Annotated in this window: 18 protein-coding genes; 1 reads left to right on the top strand and 17 read right to left on the bottom strand. The window is 70.4% G+C overall.

Going from position 1 to position 17,037, the window contains the following annotated elements:
* Window positions 1–24: 24 nt before the first annotated feature.
* The 17 genes from ABZ490_RS36780 to ABZ490_RS36700 form a co-directional block, all read right to left on the bottom strand.
* A complete protein-coding gene (locus ABZ490_RS36780; protein WP_359000445.1) occupies window positions 25–624 on the bottom strand; it encodes a cation transporter in 600 nt (199 codons plus the stop codon).
* Window positions 625–854: 230 nt separating this feature from the next.
* Window positions 855–1,409, bottom strand: a complete 555-nt coding sequence (locus ABZ490_RS36775) for a copper resistance CopC family protein (RefSeq protein ID WP_359000442.1) — start codon at window positions 1,407–1,409, stop codon at window positions 855–857.
* 165 nt (window positions 1,410–1,574) lie between these two features.
* Window positions 1,575–1,886 carry a hypothetical protein gene (locus ABZ490_RS36770; RefSeq protein WP_359000439.1) on the bottom strand — a complete coding sequence of 104 codons (312 nt, stop codon included), beginning with the start codon at window positions 1,884–1,886 and terminating at the stop codon, window positions 1,575–1,577.
* Window positions 1,887–2,002: 116 nt separating this feature from the next.
* A complete protein-coding gene (locus ABZ490_RS36765) occupies window positions 2,003–2,863 on the bottom strand; it encodes a hypothetical protein (protein ID WP_359000437.1) in 861 nt (286 codons plus the stop codon).
* Window positions 2,860–3,573: a ParA family protein gene (locus ABZ490_RS36760; protein ID WP_359000434.1), complete on the bottom strand. Its 714-nt coding sequence runs from the start codon at window positions 3,571–3,573 to the stop codon at window positions 2,860–2,862. Before ABZ490_RS36760 ends, ABZ490_RS36765 begins: the two co-directional genes overlap by 4 nt.
* A gap of 177 nt (window positions 3,574–3,750) precedes the next feature.
* On the bottom strand, window positions 3,751–4,323 hold the full coding sequence (locus ABZ490_RS36755) for a helix-turn-helix domain containing protein (protein ID WP_359000431.1): 573 nt from the start codon (window positions 4,321–4,323) through the stop codon (window positions 3,751–3,753).
* Window positions 4,320–5,825, bottom strand: coding sequence for a helix-turn-helix domain-containing protein (locus ABZ490_RS36750; RefSeq protein ID WP_359000428.1), 1,506 nt, complete (start codon window positions 5,823–5,825; stop codon window positions 4,320–4,322). The genes ABZ490_RS36755 and ABZ490_RS36750 overlap by 4 nt, the downstream gene beginning before the upstream one ends.
* Window positions 5,826–6,399: 574 nt before the next feature.
* The gene (locus ABZ490_RS36745; RefSeq protein ID WP_359000425.1) at window positions 6,400–7,569 is read right to left on the bottom strand and encodes an XdhC/CoxI family protein; all 1,170 of its coding nucleotides are present in this window, start codon (window positions 7,567–7,569) and stop codon (window positions 6,400–6,402) included.
* 178 nt (window positions 7,570–7,747) lie between these two features.
* A complete protein-coding gene (locus tag ABZ490_RS36740; protein WP_359000422.1) occupies window positions 7,748–10,066 on the bottom strand; it encodes a xanthine dehydrogenase family protein molybdopterin-binding subunit in 2,319 nt (772 codons plus the stop codon).
* Window positions 10,067–10,089: 23 nt separating this feature from the next.
* A complete protein-coding gene (locus ABZ490_RS36735; RefSeq protein ID WP_359000419.1) occupies window positions 10,090–10,566 on the bottom strand; it encodes a (2Fe-2S)-binding protein in 477 nt (158 codons plus the stop codon).
* The gene (locus tag ABZ490_RS36730; RefSeq protein WP_359000416.1) at window positions 10,563–11,435 is read right to left on the bottom strand and encodes an FAD binding domain-containing protein; all 873 of its coding nucleotides are present in this window, start codon (window positions 11,433–11,435) and stop codon (window positions 10,563–10,565) included. The genes ABZ490_RS36735 and ABZ490_RS36730 overlap by 4 nt, the downstream gene beginning before the upstream one ends.
* A 97-nt stretch (window positions 11,436–11,532) precedes the next feature.
* A complete protein-coding gene (locus tag ABZ490_RS36725; protein ID WP_359000413.1) occupies window positions 11,533–12,039 on the bottom strand; it encodes a type II 3-dehydroquinate dehydratase in 507 nt (168 codons plus the stop codon).
* Between the two features lie 14 nt (window positions 12,040–12,053).
* Window positions 12,054–12,557 carry a type II 3-dehydroquinate dehydratase gene (locus tag ABZ490_RS36720; protein WP_359000410.1) on the bottom strand — a complete coding sequence of 168 codons (504 nt, stop codon included), beginning with the start codon at window positions 12,555–12,557 and terminating at the stop codon, window positions 12,054–12,056.
* A 27-nt stretch (window positions 12,558–12,584) separates the two neighbouring features.
* Window positions 12,585–13,736 carry an amidohydrolase family protein gene (locus ABZ490_RS36715; protein WP_359000407.1) on the bottom strand — a complete coding sequence of 384 codons (1,152 nt, stop codon included), beginning with the start codon at window positions 13,734–13,736 and terminating at the stop codon, window positions 12,585–12,587.
* Window positions 13,733–14,329 (bottom strand): amino acid synthesis family protein, encoded by a 597-nt coding sequence (locus ABZ490_RS36710; protein WP_359000404.1) that lies wholly within the window; start codon window positions 14,327–14,329, stop codon window positions 13,733–13,735. The genes ABZ490_RS36715 and ABZ490_RS36710 overlap by 4 nt, the downstream gene beginning before the upstream one ends.
* Complete coding sequence (locus ABZ490_RS36705; RefSeq protein WP_359000401.1) at window positions 14,326–14,514, bottom strand: tautomerase family protein; 189 nt, start codon at window positions 14,512–14,514, stop codon at window positions 14,326–14,328. The genes ABZ490_RS36710 and ABZ490_RS36705 overlap by 4 nt, the downstream gene beginning before the upstream one ends.
* Before the next feature lie 239 nt (window positions 14,515–14,753).
* Entirely contained in the window at window positions 14,754–15,545 is a 792-nt protein-coding gene (locus tag ABZ490_RS36700) for an SDR family oxidoreductase (protein ID WP_359000397.1), read from the bottom strand.
* A gap of 240 nt (window positions 15,546–15,785) precedes the next feature.
* Here ABZ490_RS36700 and ABZ490_RS36695 point away from each other — a divergent pair, with 240 nt between their 5' ends.
* Window positions 15,786–16,709, top strand: coding sequence for a LysR family transcriptional regulator (locus ABZ490_RS36695; protein WP_359000394.1), 924 nt, complete (start codon window positions 15,786–15,788; stop codon window positions 16,707–16,709).
* Window positions 16,710–17,037 lie beyond the last annotated feature (328 nt).

The following is a 17,037-nucleotide window of genomic DNA, read 5'->3' as shown; positions in this document are numbered from 1 at the left end:
ACCGTTTGCAAGCCGCCGGCCCGGTCAGTGCTCGCCGGAGAAAATCTCCTTGACCTCGCGCAGCGCGTAGTGGACCAGCACGTACCCGGCGGCCGGATCGGCCCACCAGAGGCCGGCCAGAGAGTTCAGCAGGAGGCCGAGCAGCACGGCGGCGGCCAACAGGCCATCGATCAGGGTGACCCGCCCCTCGGTCTTCAGCACCGGGTTGTCCAGCGCGGTGCCAGTGCGTGCCTTGCCTGCGGCGAGCGTGAACATCACCACAGCCGTCACCGCGGTCCAGCCGATGCCAAGTGGCGAATGGTGGGGCCGGAAGCCGGAGGCCAGCACCCAGGTGGACTGCACCAGCAGGTACACCGCCAGAAGCGCGAAGCCGACACCGATCAGCCTCAGCGCACGGCGCTGACGGTCCTCGCCGGTGCCGGACAACTCCCAGATCACTACGGTGGAGGCGCCGATCTCGATCAAGGAGTCCAGCCCGAACCCGGCCAGCGCCACGGACCTCGCCGAGATCGCGGCAACCGCGAGCACCACGATGCCGATCACGTTCCAACCGAGGGTGGTGTACTCCAGGGCGAAGCCGCGGCGGATAAGCGTCTGGCGGGCGGCGTCATCAGTGCTGTTCACCGAGAGATCCTCCCAAAGCCGTTGGTCAGCTTGAAGGCGCCCCGGGCAGCCGCCTCCTGAGCGCTGACCCATGTCGGCGCTTCAAAATCCAGGGTCATTCATCAACCCCGGACCACCGTTTTCTGACACGATCCGGGGCCATGACCGCCCTCGAACCGGCCGCCGAACCGGACCCCTCGTTGCCGAGCCGCTCGTCGTCGTTCCCTCGCCGACCTGCAGAGCGGCCAGGGTCAATCGCGGCGGCGGTACCGATGAGCGCGGCCGGGGAGCGCGTGCTTCGGGCAGGCACGTCCGGGACGCGGCCGGCAAGATGCCGTCCGGCCTGCTCGCCGAGCGCGACGGCGGCGCAGGACCGTGGTGGGCGCGGCGTCCTTGGCGATGGTGCTCTGGCCGGAAGAGAGGACGACGGTGCGCGGTCCGACGGCGAAGCGGTAGCTGCCCATCATGACGTCGTCTCGGGCCGTGACCTGCCAGTCGATCGTGTGGACGCCTTCAGCCAGATTGCCCCGGAGGGGAACCGCGACCGCCTGGCCGCCTCGGCCGAGCGTCGCGGTTCCCACAGCCGCTGAGGGCTCGACGTGAACCGAACTCCCACTCGGACTGATGGATCGGTCGAATACCAGCACCAGCGACTTCGGAGAGTCGGCCACGGTCGCGTCCGCGGCAGGGCTGGTGAACAGCATGGTCGCGTGCGCGGACGCCGGACCGGCGGAGCCCAGCAGCAGGGCCGGGGCGAGCGAGACGAACGAGCCGATGACGACGGCGGCGCGCCGAACCGTTGGCACGGAAGAGGGCGCCTGTTGAGGGTCTCCGGTTCGCGGGTGGAGGCAGCGGGCGGGGTGGCCGCACCGAACAGCCACCCCGCTTCCGCCAGAACACGTGGCTGACCATTCCGGACCAGACGCGCCTGTACGTTTTTCGGCCCGTGGCGCCACCACGGAGGTTAGTGATCACCGTTCGTCGGCCTTGGGCAAGGTGAGGTCGGGAGGGTAGCCCTTGGCGCGCAGGAATGCGTCGAGAGCCATGGCGACGATGTCGCCGTGCTGGACACCGTGGTCCGCGTGGTACCGGCGGATCCGCCGCTGCAGTTGGAGAGCGTCGGGGACGGCGTAGTTGATCTGCCCACGACTGGTGTGGCGGCCGCCGATGACTTCCAGTGTGTCCGGATGTGGCGCCAACGGGTCGTCGGTCAGGTCGGATTGTGCGTCGAGAGCGTCAGCCAGGGCACGTAGCTGACGGGCGTGGCGCGAGAGATCGGGCATGGGCTGCTCCAGTCCGGCCCGCTAGTCGACTAGCTAGCCGCCTAGTCGACTAGTGGAATAGTCGGTGGGGCGGGTGTCCGCGAACGAGTGAAGCGTTCGCGGACATGTACGCCGCGTCAGAAGCCGCGTGCGGTGAGCCATTCGTCCAGGGCGACGGAGACGATGTCGCCGATGGGCAGGTGGTCGAGTTCGTTGTCGAGGGCGAAGCGCTTGATCCGCTTCTTGATCTTCAGCGCGGCGGGGACCGACGAGTCGAGGCTCTCGCGCGTGATGATGCGCTGGTTGAGGATCACGGCCGTCTCGGGGATGTCCTTGGGGCGGCCGGGGCCGTGAGCCCACGGCGTTCCCTCGCTGGGTGCTGCCTCGGGTCGCCCGTACTGCTCCTGATGAGCTCCCGGTGCATCGGTCCTCACCGGGAACGTGGTACCGCCTGCGACCGGAGTAGGTGCCGGACGAACCGCCACCTCGGCGGCCGGGGCCACTTCTGGGGCCGCGGACGTGATGGGGGACAGGCGGTGTGGCGCAGCGGGCTCGCTCGGCTGCGCCGGACGCACCACAGGAGCTACAGGTTCGTAAGCCGGGACCACAGGCGGCATCTGCCGCTCCACCGGCTCCTCACCGGCCCCTGCCTCGGGGGCGACGACGTCCGGGCGAACCGGCCCACTGGTGACCGGCTCCGGCACGGGGCCGCTCGGCACCACCTCGTCGGTCGGCTGGGTGGCCGTCTCCGCTGCTTCGGGCACTGCCTCGGTTCGGCCCTGCGCCGATGACTCGATGGGAACGGTGGAAGGAGCGGGCTGAGCTTGAGACTGATCGACAACGTGACGGCCTTCGTCCTGGCCGGCCGCGCGTTCGGCAGCGAACTGCTCGGGGGTGAGCTCGGCGGCCGGGGGAGGGGGCGGCGGGGTCGCCTTCTTGGCCCCGCCGAGGGTGCGACCGCCGGTTCGGCGGGCCGGGGGCTTCATGCGCTCGCTCATGCCGTGAGCTCCTTCATCAGCTCGGCGTACTCGCTCAGCTCGGTCGGGATCTCGCCGAAGGCCTCCATGTAGTGGACCCAGGAGTGGATGGTGGTCTCGGCGAGTGGGAAGGCCTCGTCGCGGTCGGGGCCGATGCCCTCGCCCTCGGCGGGCTCCAGGAGCTGGTCCTTTGCCCGGCTGGGCAGGCTGGTGCGGTCGTCCGCCTTGACCATGACGACGTGGGCGGTGACGCCGTGCTCGTTGCGGGCGGCGGCGCGCTCGGCCTCGTCGAAGGTGGCCACGAGCTTGCGGCGCTCGATCTTGGTGGGGGCGACCGGCACGAGCAGCAGGTTCGCCTCGGTGACGGCCTCGTGGAAGATGCGGGCGCTGCCGCCGCCGGCGTCGACCACGATCGCACCGAACTCGGCGCGCTTGGCACGGATGTACTCGGCGATGTCGTCGAACGGGTACCGCTCCACGACCAGGTTCGCGGGGATCTCGAAGCCGGCGGCCTGGGCGACCTTGAACCAGTCGTAGGCGGACTGGCTGGTGGCGTCGGCGTCCAGCAGCAGGGTCGGGACGCCGAGGACGACGGCGTAGTAGAGGGCGATGAACCAGGCGGAGGTGGTCTTGCCGGTGCCGCCCTTGAGCATGCCGACGACGATCACGAACGCGTCCCAGACGTGTTCTGTGGCCGCGGCCAGGGTCTTGTGACGGGTGTTCTCGTTCACGTGTGCTTGATCTCCTGAAAGAGGAAGGGGTGTTGTTTGGTGCGTGCGTGCGTGCGTGCGTCGGCGAGCGGGCTGGCGACGGGGGTGCCCGTGCTGGCCTCTGGCGGCCGGCGCGGCACACGGCCGCGGCCTTGATCTGTAGGGCAGGGTGGGAAACGCCCACGAGGGCATGGGGGCTCATGGCTGCTTCCTTGGGGCGTGGGTGGGCCCGTGGTGGTGCTGGGGCCGCATGCGGGTGCCGGCTTGGTGGAGAAGCCGGTAGACGGTGGCGATGGAGTAGCTGTGCTCCCGGGCGAGGTCGGGCACGGTGGCGCCGGCTTCGTACCGGGCCCGCAGGGACAGCGCGACCTTGTTCCGTTCGGCGGCCCGGGCTGCCGCGCGCACTTGCAGGGTCTGCTGTGTGGTGCGCACGGCACCGCCGGCCTCGATCAGCAGGCGCCGGGCACCGCGCCGCGTCTCTCCCGCCGCCGCGGCGAGTTCGGAGAGAGTTGCGCCGTGCTTCTCGTAGAGGGTGCGGAGGTGGGCCGCGAGTCGCTGGCGGGCTTGTGGGTTCTGGCGCATCCGGCGGGTCTGCCAGGAAGTGCGCATGGCGGTCCCGGCGTCGTGGAGTCGGTTGAGGACGGTGCCGTAGGACAGGCCGCTGGCGGCGACGAGTTCGTCGACCGTGGCACCGGCCTCGTACTGCTCGCGCAGGGCGTTGGGCGTCACCGCCTGGCTGGTGTCGGAGGTGGCTGGGGGAGGGGGTTTCATGCGACGGACTCCCATTCGCTGAGGGCTTCGGCATGGGCGGCGGCCAGCTCGTCGTAACTGCGCTGGTCGGATGGGGTGATGAGGATCAATCGGCCGTCGGTGGCGACCCGCCAGTCGGCGGCCGGACGACCGGTGCCCGGGTCGAGGACCCGCCCGTCCCGGGCATGCCACGCAGGCGGGATCTCGTCGGGGCGCGGCGCTGGGACCAGGACCTGGCGGTCGTCGTGGACGATCACCAAAGCCCTGCTGCGATGCTCCGCCAACCGGGCCAGTGCCTCCTGGTAGGCCGCCCGCTCCGCCCTGTGCAGGGCCTTGCGCCGGGCCGCGATGCCCCAGGTGCCGTGTTGCCCGGCGATCTTGTCCCAGCCCTGCGCCGGCTTCGAGGCGAGGACGGTATCCCCGTCGGGGAGGCTGATCCCGAAGCCTTCAAGTGCACGCGGCGCGAGGGCCCAGGTCTCTCCGGTGTGCTGGACGAGGCCGTGGTCGGCGAGGCGGTTCAGCGTCCGGTAGGTGGTGGCGCGGGAGACCGAGGACGTTCCGATGAGCTCGCTGACGCTCTGGTGGGGGTGTTGGTGCAGGGCGCTGATGAGCATGAGGGCGGCGCTGCCGAGGCCGTGATGGGCGAAGGCGTCGTGGCCCATCAGACGTGCGAGGACGGTGGAGTCGATGTCGGCCGTTGTGGCCGTCTCAGGGGTGGTCCATTCCTCAAGTGCCGGGTCGGGGGGGAACTGATTGGTCCGGAAACGAGACAGCAGAGCCGGGCCGCTGTGACCGGGGGTGCTGCCGTCGCCCAGGTACCAGGTCGAGCCCTCCCGGCCATGGCCCACGCGCAGGCGCCGCAGCCAGCCTCCCGGCTTCAGGACCGTCTCGTAGACGACTCGCAGTGTCGTGCGGGAGATCCCGGCTTCCTCCGCGGTCTGCCGTTCACTGGCATGGTGCAGGAGTCCGCCACCGATCTCGGCGAAGTTCAGGTGCGCCCGCAGCACCCGCAGCGCGGTCCGTCCCCGCTCCCCGCGCCAGGGCGTGGTCTCGATGCGGTCCCGTAGCGCGGCGAGTACCTCGTACGCGTCATGACGGGAGCCCAGCGCCAAGGTGGTGCTGACGGCGGTCGAGGCGCTGGTCCAGACCCGGCGGATGTAGTCCAGGGCGCGCGCCTGCCCGGAGCGCAGCGCGATGTTGCGGGTGTGCCGTCCGCCTTCGTGGTCGGGGTGTAGCAGGAGCTGCGTGAGCTGGTCGATGCTGCCGCCGGCGCGGGCGACGTGGCAGGCGATGGCCGCGGTGATCCGGTGTCCGTGCTCGGCCACGCCCTGGCGGTCCCCGCGAAGGATCACGGACCGCTTGTCGTTGGCGAGGTGGCTGTAACTGCCGGTGGCGTAGCGGCCGGTGAGGTCGCCGAGCAGGATCAGATCGGCCGCAGCTGACGGCAGTCGGGACAGGCCCAGCGGGCTGCGGAGGTGGGTGACGTGTCGTTGGGGGAGTGGCTGGTGGGTGCTGTCTGGCACGGTGGGGTCGTCTCGCAAAGACGTGGACGCCACCCAGGCCCGCTAAAACCACGGGCGGCATCCGGAACCGACCTCCATCGGCGCCAGCAGGGTCCCCAGGATGGCCGTCCTGGAGGCCCTCGTACGACCGGCCCCGAGCGGAGGCAGGCGTCCCCATCGCAGCTCGACCGAGATCGAAACAGAGCCCCGCCAGAGTCGCCCACCCGTGATCCACACCGGCCAACTCAGGTCCCTCAAAGGCCAGTTACAGGGACTGATGCCTCTGACTGCCTCCGAGCTACCCGGGTCGAACCGGGGTCGAATCAGAGCGGTTTCCTCTGACTGCCTCCGAACGCCTCTGCAACCCGTCCTAGCAGGTCACAGCCTCATCGCCTCGCATAAGCGCAGGTCAGAAAGATGCGCTAGCTGTACCACTGGTTCCTGGCGAAGGCGGTCGTGTGAGGCATGGGGTTCCCGTCCCTGTCGGCGGGGCGCCGTCGCCCCGCGTGCCGTGGTTGGGAACAGGGTCCTGAGGGCCGGGTCCACGACGCAAGACGCCTTCTGCCAGGCGGAAGCGTTTCCGTGAAAGGGCTGGTCAGGACGTTGTCGTGCGGGTTCCGGGCGGTCGCGGCCCGTGGCGGCGACGGTCGACGGAACTCAGGGGGTGGATCGGGCCCGTGCTCCGGGACAGGGGCAGGCCCGAGCCCCCGCCGATGTGGGCGATGATCTCCGCGGTGATGGAGACCGCCGTCTCCTCGGGGGTGCGCGCACCGAGGTCCAGGCCGATCGGGGAGCACAGCCGGGCCAGCTGTTCCTCGCTCACGCCTTCGTCCCGGAGCAGGCGCAGGCGTTCGTCGTGGGTCCGTCTGGATCCCATGGCGCCGATGTAGCCGACGGGCAGACTCAGCGCCAGGCGCAGCAGGGGAACGTCGAACTTCGCGTCGTGGGTGAGGACGCACACGGCGGTGCGAGCGTCCACCTCTGTGCGTTCCAGGTAACGGTGGGGCCACTCGGCCACGACCTCGTCCGCGTACGGAAAGCGTGCCGCGGTGGCGAAGACGGGCCGGGCGTCGCACACCGTGACCCGGTAGCCCAGGAAGGCCCCGGCCCGGCTGAGCGCGGCGGCGAAGTCCACGGCGCCGAAGACCAGCATGCGCGGGCGGGGCGCGTGGACCTGCAGGAGGACGGACAGCGGGCCCGGGCACCCCCGTCCGGTCCCGCCGAGCGCGACACGGGCGGTGCGCCCCGCCCGCAGCAGGGCAAGGGCCTCGTCCACCACCACGGTGTCCACCGAGCCGTCGCCCAGCGTCCCGGAGACGACCCGGCCGTCCCCGAGAACGCTGAGCGTCGCGCCGAGGAGGCCGACGGGCCCGTCCACGACCTGGGCAACGGCGACGGGCAGGCCCCGCACCACCTCGTCGAGGGCCGAGGCGATCTGCGGCTGCGCCGTGGGATCGACGGCCCGGACGAGGACATCGAGTTCGCCGCCGCACGTCAGGCCCACCGCGAAGGCCTCGTCGTCGGAATCCCCGAACCGGGCACGGTGAGGGGTGCCCCCCTCGCGAAGCACCTGCCGGCACAGGTCGTAGACCGCGCCCTCGACGCAGCCGCCGGAGACGCTGCCGGCCGCGTTGCCGTCCGTGTCCACCGCCAGGGCCGTGCCGATGGGCAGGGGGGCGCTGCCGCGGACGTCGACGACGGTGGCCAGGGCGAAGGGGCGCGCGTCGCGGCACCAGCGGAGCAGTGTCTCCGCGATGTTCAGCATGGGGCCTGTCTCCGTGGAGGTGAGGGGCGGGCTGCTGCCGCACCCAAGGGGAAACTGAGCTCTTACCAAGGGGGTGTGACCGGCGGCTTCGGCGGCGACGAGGGATCGTCCTCGCTCCATGCCTTGGTGACGCCGTCGAAGGCGTCGCTGAGGAACCGGACCAGACGGTGGAACCACCTCACTTCTCGGCCTCCGGTTCCGCTGGACGCGCCGTCGGCTCAGGTGGCCCCGGCGCCGGACGGGAGTCCCGCTCGGCCATCGTGAGAACGACTCGGTCCGCGTCCAGGGGCAGGTGGTACGGCTGTACTCCCAGGAGGTCCCGGAGAGCCGACCCGATGGCCGCCGCAGGGAGGATCACCGGCGGCTCGCCCAGGCCCTTGGCTCCGAACGGTCCGGTGCGCGAGGGGTTGGTCTCGATGAAGACGGTCTCGATGTTCGCCGGTACGTCGGCGATGGTCGGAAGCCGATAGTCGTGGAAGTTGCCGTTGACGACGACTCCCAGGTCGTTCGTCCTGAGGTTCTCGGTCAGGGCGTAGCCGATCCCCTGCACCACGCCCCCCTCGACCTGACCGCGTGCGCCGGTCGGGTTGACGACCCTGCCGACGTCATGGACGGCGACGACGTTGAGGACGTCGACGCGTCCGGTCTCCTCGTCCAGGGCGATCTCCACGCCGTGGCAGTGGAAGGTCGGCTCACCCAGCCTGAGGAAGCGGGCGCCCCGCAGGTCGGAGCCCTCGACGGGGGCGAGCTCCGCTCGGTATCGACCGGTCGCGACCACCGGGCCGGAATGCAGGTGCGCGGACGCCGACACTTCGGCGAGGGGCAGACCGGCCTCCGGCGCGCCCTCGACCTCGACGCGCCCTTCGCGCAGGACCAGGTCGGCCGGGTCGGCCCCGAGCAGGCGTGACGCCTCGTTCCTGATCTGCTCGGCGACGGCGCGAGCGGCGAGGACCGTGGCGTTGCCGGTGGCGAACATGGTGCGGCTGCCCCGGGAACCCGAGTCGTAGGGGGAGTCCCGGGTGCCGCCGGACTTCAGGACGACGTGGTCGGGCCGTAGTCCGAGCTCTTCGGCGACCATGCTCGGCAAGGCGGTCGAGATGGCGCCGGTCCCGATCTCGGTTCCGCCCGAGGAGAGCGTCGCGGTGCCGTCCTCGTGCAGTTCGACGGTCGCAGCCGACGGCGTGCCGAGGGTGGACCACCATGCGCAGGCGAGCCCGTAGCCGCGGCGTCGGTGATCGCCGGGGGCGGCGTCGGCCTGCCGCCATCGCCGGAGCCGGCTCTCGACGACGCGCAGGCACTCGTCGGCCGTCCCGCGGAGGGTGATGAGCTCGCCCGTGGGGCCGCGGTCGCCCTCGCCGATGAAGTTGCGTCGGCGGACCTCTGCGGGATCCAGCCCGAGTCGTTCGGCGATGTCCTCGATCTGGGCCTCGGCGGCGTAGACCATCTGCGGGCCCGTGGGGCCGCGGAACGAGCCGGTGGGGCAGGTGTGGGTGTAGACCGCACGCCCGCGGACGTCCAGGGCGTCGATGCGGTACGGGCCGGTCGCGTAGAAGGCGGCCATCGAGGTCAGGATGGGGGTGTCCATCGCGTACGCGCCGGCGTCGAGCAGGACGTCGCACCTACGGGCCAGGATGCGGCCCGACGCGTCGACCGCGCTGGACATCCGCACGATCGAGTTCTCGCGCGGGTTGCCGGTCGCCATGTCCTCCGCGCGGGAGCAGACGATCTGGACGGGACGGCCGGTGGCCAGGGTCATCGCGGCCGCCTGGGGTGCGAACAGCAGGTGCAGCTTGCCGCCGAAGCCGCCGCCGACGGCCGGCACCCTCACCTCGATCGCGCCGGTGGGGATGTCGAACAGCTCAGCGAGCTGGGCGCGTACGCCGAACGGCTGCTGGGTGCTCATGATCAGCGAGAAGCCACCGGGTGCGGGCGCGGCGGTCACGGCGCGCGGCTCCAGGTAGGCCTGGTGCGCCCGGTGCGACTCGATCTCGGTGTGCACCACGGCGTGTGCCGAGCGGAAGACGGCGTCGACGTCGCCCCGCGAGATGTGGACGTCCTCGATGACGTTCGTGTCTCTGTCGTGCACCAGCACGTCGGCGCTCGTCAGTGCCTCGCGGAGGTCGACGACGGGCGGGGTCGCCTCGATGTCGACCTCGACCATGCCTGCCGCCCGGCGAGCGATGGCCAGGGAGGTGGCCGCGACCATCGCGACGGGTTCACCGACGAACCTGACCCGGTCACGGGCGAGGATCGGCTGGTCCTTGACGTAGTTCCCGTAGCGGCGGTCGGTCACGTTCTCGGCCGTCAGCACCTTGACGACGCCGTCGACCGCCACCGCACGGTCGACGTCGACGCCGCGGAGCCGGCCCGCCGCGACGGGCGACTGCACGAGGACGCCGTAGAGCATCCCCGGGAGGCGGATGTCTTCGGTGTAGGTGGTGCGGCCGGTGAGACGCTCGGCCGCGTCGCGCCGGATGAGCCGCGTGCCGACGTTCACATGGCGACCGGACTCCTCCCCGCTCATCGCCGTGCCCCGCTGGCTCGCCGGACGGCGTCGAGGATCGGCACATAGCCGGTGCAGCGGCACAGATTGCCGGCGAGTGCTTCCTTGATGTCCTCGTCGGTGACCGCTCCCGGCTCGGTTCTGGCGAGCAGCGCGCAGGTCGACATGATGATTCCAGGACTGCAGAATCCGCACTGCACGGCGTCGGCCTTCACGAACTCCTCGGCCACGACGGCGCCGATCCCGCTCGCGGTGACGCCTTCGACCGTCTCCACCGGGTGTCCCTCGCATTCCAGGACGTACACGAGGCAGCTGTTGACCGCTTCGCCGTCGACGGTGACGGTGCACGCACCGCAGTCGCCGGTGCCGCATCCGAGTTTCGCGCCGGTGAGGCCGCATGTGTAGCGAAGGGCGTCCAGGAGCAACGTGTCGGGCGCGGCCGCCACGTCGTACTCCGCGCCGTTGACCCGCAGGGTCATGTGCCGTGTGGTCATCGTCGGTGTCCTCCTCGCGCGCGCTCGAGCGCGATGCCGATCGCACGCTTGGCGAGCACTGGTAGTACGGCGCGCCGGTGGGCACGTGAGCCCCGGCCGTCGTCGATGGGGGTGGCGGTGTCGAGCACCAACCGGGCGGCGGCCTCGATGGAGGGTCCGTCCAGCTCCGTCCCGACGAGCGCGTCCGCGGCGTCGGGGGCCTGCACAGGTGTGGCCGCGGCCGCGCCGAGCGCCATGCGGGCCGCGATGCAGCGTCCGTTCTCGATGTCCAGATGGACCGCGACGCCGACGACGGCCAGGTCCATCGCGAGACGATAGGTGAAGCGCAGATAGGCGGAGGCACCACGGGACGCGGGAACGATGATCCGGGTGAGCAGCTCGTTGGGTTCGCGGACCGTCCGGCCCGGCCCGGTGAAGAAGTCGTGCCCTGCCACCAGTCGTGTCCCGGCGGCGGAGGCGAGTTCCAGCCGAGCGTCCGCGGCCAGAACCCCGGGAAGGGTGTCGCCCGCCGGTGAGGCCCGGCAGATGTTGCCCCCGATCGTTCCGCGTGCGCGGGTCTGCCAGCCGCCGACGAGCGCCGCTCCGTCGGTGATCGCGTTGGGCGGTATGAGGGTCGTCCCGGCCAGCTCCCGCAAGGAGGTGGCCGCGCCGATGGTGACCGTGCCGTCCGCGTCGAGACTGATTCCGCGCAGCCCGGAGACGCCCTTGATGTCGACGATGTCGTGTGTGCGGTCGACCGCCCCGTCGGCACGCATCACGACGAGGTCGGTGCCGCCGGCGAGCACGGACGCCGGGCGGCGGTCCAGCAGGGTCAGGAGTTCGGAAAGGCTGTCGGGCCGCCGGTAGCCGCCGACGTCGGGCTCGGACATCGCCCTCGTCGTCATGGCTTCCGCGTCGGGACCGTGAGGGGTTCGGCGTTGAGTGTTCGGCATATCGATCCGGGGTGTGCGGGGTGCGGAATCGTGGTCAGTTCCCGGCGGGTGCGCGGACCGAAGCGGCCAGCGCGACGACCGCTCCTACGTAGCCGTGGTGGCGCAGACCCATGACGGTGGCGTCGCAGGACCGGGTGAACGTGGAGACGTGCCCCGTCGCGAAGATATTGGCGAAGTGCACCTCGACGAACGGCCTGCCGGTCTCCTCCAGGGCGATACGCGTGGGATCGCCGAATGCCCAGAGACCGCCGGGGTTGATGATGTAGCCGTCCATGTCCGGGTTGCTCTCGAGGAAGTCGACGAGGTCGCCTTCGTGATTGGAGTGGAACGCGGTCACGTCGGCGCCGACGGCGTCGCCGACCTCGGTGACCAGGTCCTCGAGTGCCTGGAGGGAGGCGATGCTCCCGTAGATGTTGCGGTCGCGCCGGCCGAGATTGGTCATGTTCAGGCCGTTGAGGAGCGCGAAACGGAGGCGCCTGCCACTGGTGGTGCTCGCGGTGTCCCCGGTGCTCGCGGTGTCCGCGGTGTCTGCGTGGGTCATGTGAAGCCTCCGGATCAGCCGTAGAGAGAACGGGGGTTGCCGTGCGAGCGGTTGATCTCGCTCGTTCCTTCGGGGTGGAGGAAGTCGAGGTCGTCGAGCGCGAGGCTCAGGGCCACCAGGGCTCCCAGGACCGCGTGCCGGTCGGGCCCGGCGAAAATGCCGGTGACGCTGGGGGCGAAGATCGACTCGCCGCGGAGCTCCGCCTGACTCGGGTGCAGCTCGATGGCGGGCTTCCTGGCGTCCTTGAGGACGTGCCGCAGGGACTCGCCCACGCGCACCAGGCCGCCGGGGTTCACGAGGAACCCGTCGACCTGGCCGGCGTGGGCGTGGACGTACTCCAGCAGCTTGCCCTCGTGGTTGGACTGGACGTGCCGAACCGCGATCCCGAGGCTGTCGCCCCACGACCGCAGTTCACGCTCGAACTCGTCGGCGGGCTGGAACCGCCTCCTGGTGTTGGGTCCGCTCAGGATGGCGATCTCCCACCGCTGGTCGGTCGTACGGAGTGTCTTCAGGTCCACGGCGTGTCCTTTGCGCGTCGGGAGGAGTCAGGACCGTTGGGTCGCGAGCCGGGCCGGGGCCGGGGTGTTGCGGGAGCGCAGCGCCCGGACCTCGCCGCCGATGACGACGCCGCCGATGCCGGGGAGGTCCCCGCGTTCGATCGCGGAGAGCGCGTCGGTGGCGACGCCCCCGCTCGGAGGCTGCATGAGCACGAAGTCGGCGGGGCGGCCGATCGCGATGACGCCCTCGTCGCGGCGGAGCACCCGGCCGCCGTTCCCGGTGGCGAGCGCGAGGGCGTCCGTCGCGCTGAGGCCCCCGAGGGAGGAGAACTCGGCGACCGTCTTGATCATGCCGAGCGGCATCACGCCGGTGCCGGTGGGCGAGTCGGTGGCGATCAGGATGCGGTCGAGTTCGTCGCGGTCCTTGGCGATCTCGAGCATCAGCAGGCTGGAGCGCAGGTTGCCGGCCTGAACCAGCTGGAGAGCCCCGGGAGCCTCGAAGACGGCCTCGAGGTGTTCGTCGGGAAGGGAGGTCGTGCCGCCGTTCGCGTGGCCGACGATGTCGCAGCCGAGCGCGATGACGTCCTCGAGCGAGACGGCCGCCGACCCGGGCACGGACGCGCCGCCGGTGTGGTTCATGACGATGAACCCGGCGGCCTGGGCCGCGCGTACGAGCGGGGCCGCCTGTGACTGGCTCTCGAAGGCACCGAACCCCACCTTCGCCAGGCCGACGCGCTCGGCGGCGAGTTCCGCGAAGTCCTCCTCCCTCAGGGAGGGGCTGATGATGACCGAGCCGCCGAGCACCTTGACGCCGCCCGGGCGGATGTTCTCCCAGGACCGCTGTGCCGCGATCGCGAGGCCCTTGAGGCCGGCGCGGTCGCTGGGACGCCCGGGGACGTGGATCTCGGAGGCCGACATCATCAGGGTCGTGCCGCCGTGCATGTAGCTCTCGATCCAGCCCACGGTCTGCTGTCGGGGGGTCCAGTCACCGAAGGTGACGTGCACGTGGGTGTCGATGAGGCCCGGGGTGAGGATCGCGCCGTTGGCGTCGAGGGTGACGTCGGCGTCACCGGTCTCACCCTCGACGCCCAGCGCCGCGATCGTGCCGTCGACGCAGCGGACCGATTCGACCGCCAGGAGCGGGTCACCGAGGCGGCCGCTGACGGCGCCGGCGAGATTGACGATGTTGAGGGTGCTCACGACGTCTCCTGGTTCTTGACGTCGTTCTTGACGTCGTTCTTGACGTCCTCGACCGTCATGCCGCCGACGCGGTCGTTGAGCCGGCCGCGGGAGGAGACGGCGACGATGACGGCCACCTCGTCCGCGAGCGGTGCGTCGGGGACGAACAGGGTGAAGGCGTCGTAGTGCGAGCGGACCCAGATCTCGTCCTTGTAGGCCAGGGGGACGTCGATCTGCACCCCGGGGCCGCAGCGCTTGCTGACCGAGGAGATCCACGCCTCGCCGCCCACCGCGTCCCGGACGCCCCGGCCGAACTCGCCGATCTTGTGGGCGACGCCGTGCTCGATCTCTCCCTTGACGCCCACGAGGGATGCCTTGCCGTAGCTCTCGACCTCGAGTCCGAGCGTCTCGGCGGCGGTGGAGGCCAACAAGTGCCCGAGTTCGTAGGTGGTGTCGGTGATGCGCGCGAGGTCGTCGGAGTAGGGCAGGCCGGCGTAGGGGTTGCCCAGCACGGCGATCGCGGCCGCCTTGACGAGAGGCCGGTCGGCGTCCCGGCCGCCCTCGGACCGGGTCTCCTCCCGGACGGTGAGGATCTTGCGGATCTTCAGGTTCATCGCTCTTCCTCCAACAGTCCTGCCGACTTGAACCACTGGGTGGGCTCGATGTCCCGGAAGATCACGTGGACCGTGTCCGGACGCGCGTCGCCGATCTCCACGAAGGCCTGGCAGATCGCGCGCGCGAGTTCTTCCTTCCGCTCCTGCGAGCGCCCCTCGTACCACGTCACATCGACCAGCGGCACAGCGCTCTCCCGTCCGCACGGGCCGTGGGCAACTTCCGTATCCGCACACTCATGACGTTCCCTCCAAGGAACTCGCGTGATGTCGGCCGGCCGGACAGCGCGCGGTTCCGGAAAAGAACCCGCACAGAATCCGGATCGGCGTTCCCGGCGGCGACAAGCGCATCAGGGACCAAGAGAGCCGTCCCCGCCGGCTGTTTCTCCGTACGCCCCGAGAAATGTGTCGTCTCCCTGCGGGAAACTCAGTTCTCGTCCCACGGGACACCGCCGGCATAGGTGTTGTAGGAAATCCCGGCAAGACTGCCGCTGTCGACCGGCAACAGCACTCCGGTAATGGCCCTCGCCCGTTCCGAGGCGAGGAATGCGATCGCCTCCGCGACATCCTCCGGTTCCGGAAGATAGTCCAGGGCGTGCACCATCATGATCTTGCTCATGTCTCGCTCGCCGGCATCGATCGCCGCGCGCAGCGGGGGCGTCATGACATGCGTCGGGCCCACGCTGTTGACCCGGATGTGAAATCGCCCGAGCTCGGCGGCGAGCAGCTGGGTGAGCCGCTCGACAGCGACCTTGCCCGGGTTGTACGCGGGCAGCGGCATGGGGAGCCGGCTGTGGATCGAGCCGAGCGTGATGATCGACCCCCTGCGCCGCGGCACCATGAGCCGTGCGAACGACTGGCAGGCGTGGATCGTGCCGAAATAATTGACGCGCCACATTCTTTCGTGCGCCCGCATGTCCATCTCGAGAATGGCCTCGCTGTTGGGTGTCAGCCCGGCGGACGTCACCAGAACCTCGGCCGCGCCCATCTCCGCCGCCACCGTCGTCGCTGTTTCCTCGACCGCGGAAGGATCGGACACGTCGCACCGGTAGAAGCGCGCGTGGTGTCCCGACGCGACCAGAGCGTGGACAACTCGTTCGCCGGCGTCGCGGTCGACATCCACCACCGCGATGTCATAACCGTCGGCGGCCAGGCGCCGCGCCGCGGCCTCTCCGAGTCCGCTTGAGCCGCCCGTTACCGCGGCCACCGGGGAATTCATGAGGATTCTCCTCTCGTAGGGATCCGTCCGACGGCGCCGATCGCGGGCGGACGGTCGACGCCCAGCAGAAGATCGCGATGCTCCGGGCCGCGATTGCGGCGGTGTCCCCACCGACTGCGCGGGACGCCCGGTGCGGCACGCGAGCGCCGGTGCCACACAGGATGCCGCGACAATTGATTCATGAATAGCGCGGAAAGTTGGCCGGTATCTTTCAGGATTTCTTCATGGTAGGTTCGAGGGGTGAAGTTCGATCTCCACCGCATGCGGTTGCTTCGCGAGCTGGCTCAGCGCGGCACCGTCACCTCGGTGGCCGCCGCACTGGCCTACAGCCCGTCAGCTGTCTCCCAACAGCTCGCCGTGCTCGAGGAAGAGATCGGGACGAGGCTCTTCGAACCGGACGGCCGGCGCATCAAACTCACCGCGCAGGCGCACATCCTCGTCGCCCACACCGCCTCCGTGCTGGAGCAGCTGGAGCGCGCCGAAACGGACATCCTCGCCTCGCTGGACAGCGTCGTGGGCACGATCAGACTCGCCACGATCCAGACCGCCGCGCTCGCCCTCGTGCCCGCGACGCTGACCTCGCTGGCGGCGGACCACCCCGGACTGCAGGTCCAGGTCACCCAGGCCGAGCCGGAAGTCGCCCTCCCCGGTCTGCTGGCACGCGAGTTCGATCTGGTCTGCAGCGAGAACTACCTCGCCTATCCGACCAGCCGCTCGAGCGAGATGGACTTCGACGTGGTGGCCGAGGACCCCATCCGCGTCGCGTTTCGGCAACCGCCCGAGGGGCGCGAACCCGGTGAGGTGACTCTCCTCGACCTCGCCCGCAGTCCCTGGGTTCTGGAACCGCAAGGCAGCCCGGGGCGGGACTGGGCCATGGCCACCTGCCGCCAGGCCGGCTTCGAACCGAGCGTGGTGCACGAAACCCCCGACGTCCTGGTGCAGGCGCAGCTCGTCGCGAGCGGCCACGCGGCGGCGTTCCTGCCGGACCTCACCTGGTTCGACCGCGAACCGGCATTCCACCTGCGTCAGATGGCGGCCTCCCATGTACGGCAGGTGGTCACGACCTGCCGGGCCGGCTCACACCGCAACCCCGCGCTGGTCGCCGTGCGCGGCGCGCTCCGACAGGCCTACCGGCACAGCCGGCCCAGCATCACCGACCGTTAGGGACCCACGGCTCACCGACCCGCCGTCCCGATCTCACGAGAGCCCCGTCAGGAACACCTGGCGGGGCTCTTTCCATGCCACGGCACCCACGGAACAAGAAGTATTTCTTCACGATTCCATCCATTATTCCGCGCTTTACCCGGAGGGCGGGACGTGCGTGACTTGGTTCACGCTGATCGGCAGCCCGGGGACCCGATGCCCGCGAAGCGCGTGAAGAGCCGCGTCGAGCCGTCCGGCGCCCAGGGTGCGCGACCGCTGCCCGTCATGGCGCGTACGGGGTCGCGAGCCACCCCGTCCCCACCTCACCACGAACGATTAGGAGTCAGCG

This window comes from Streptomyces sp. NPDC005811 (assembly GCF_040630405.1).
Taxonomy (GTDB): Bacteria; Actinomycetota; Actinomycetes; order Streptomycetales; family Streptomycetaceae; genus Streptomyces.
This window is presented reverse-complemented; position numbering and strand designations above follow the sequence as displayed.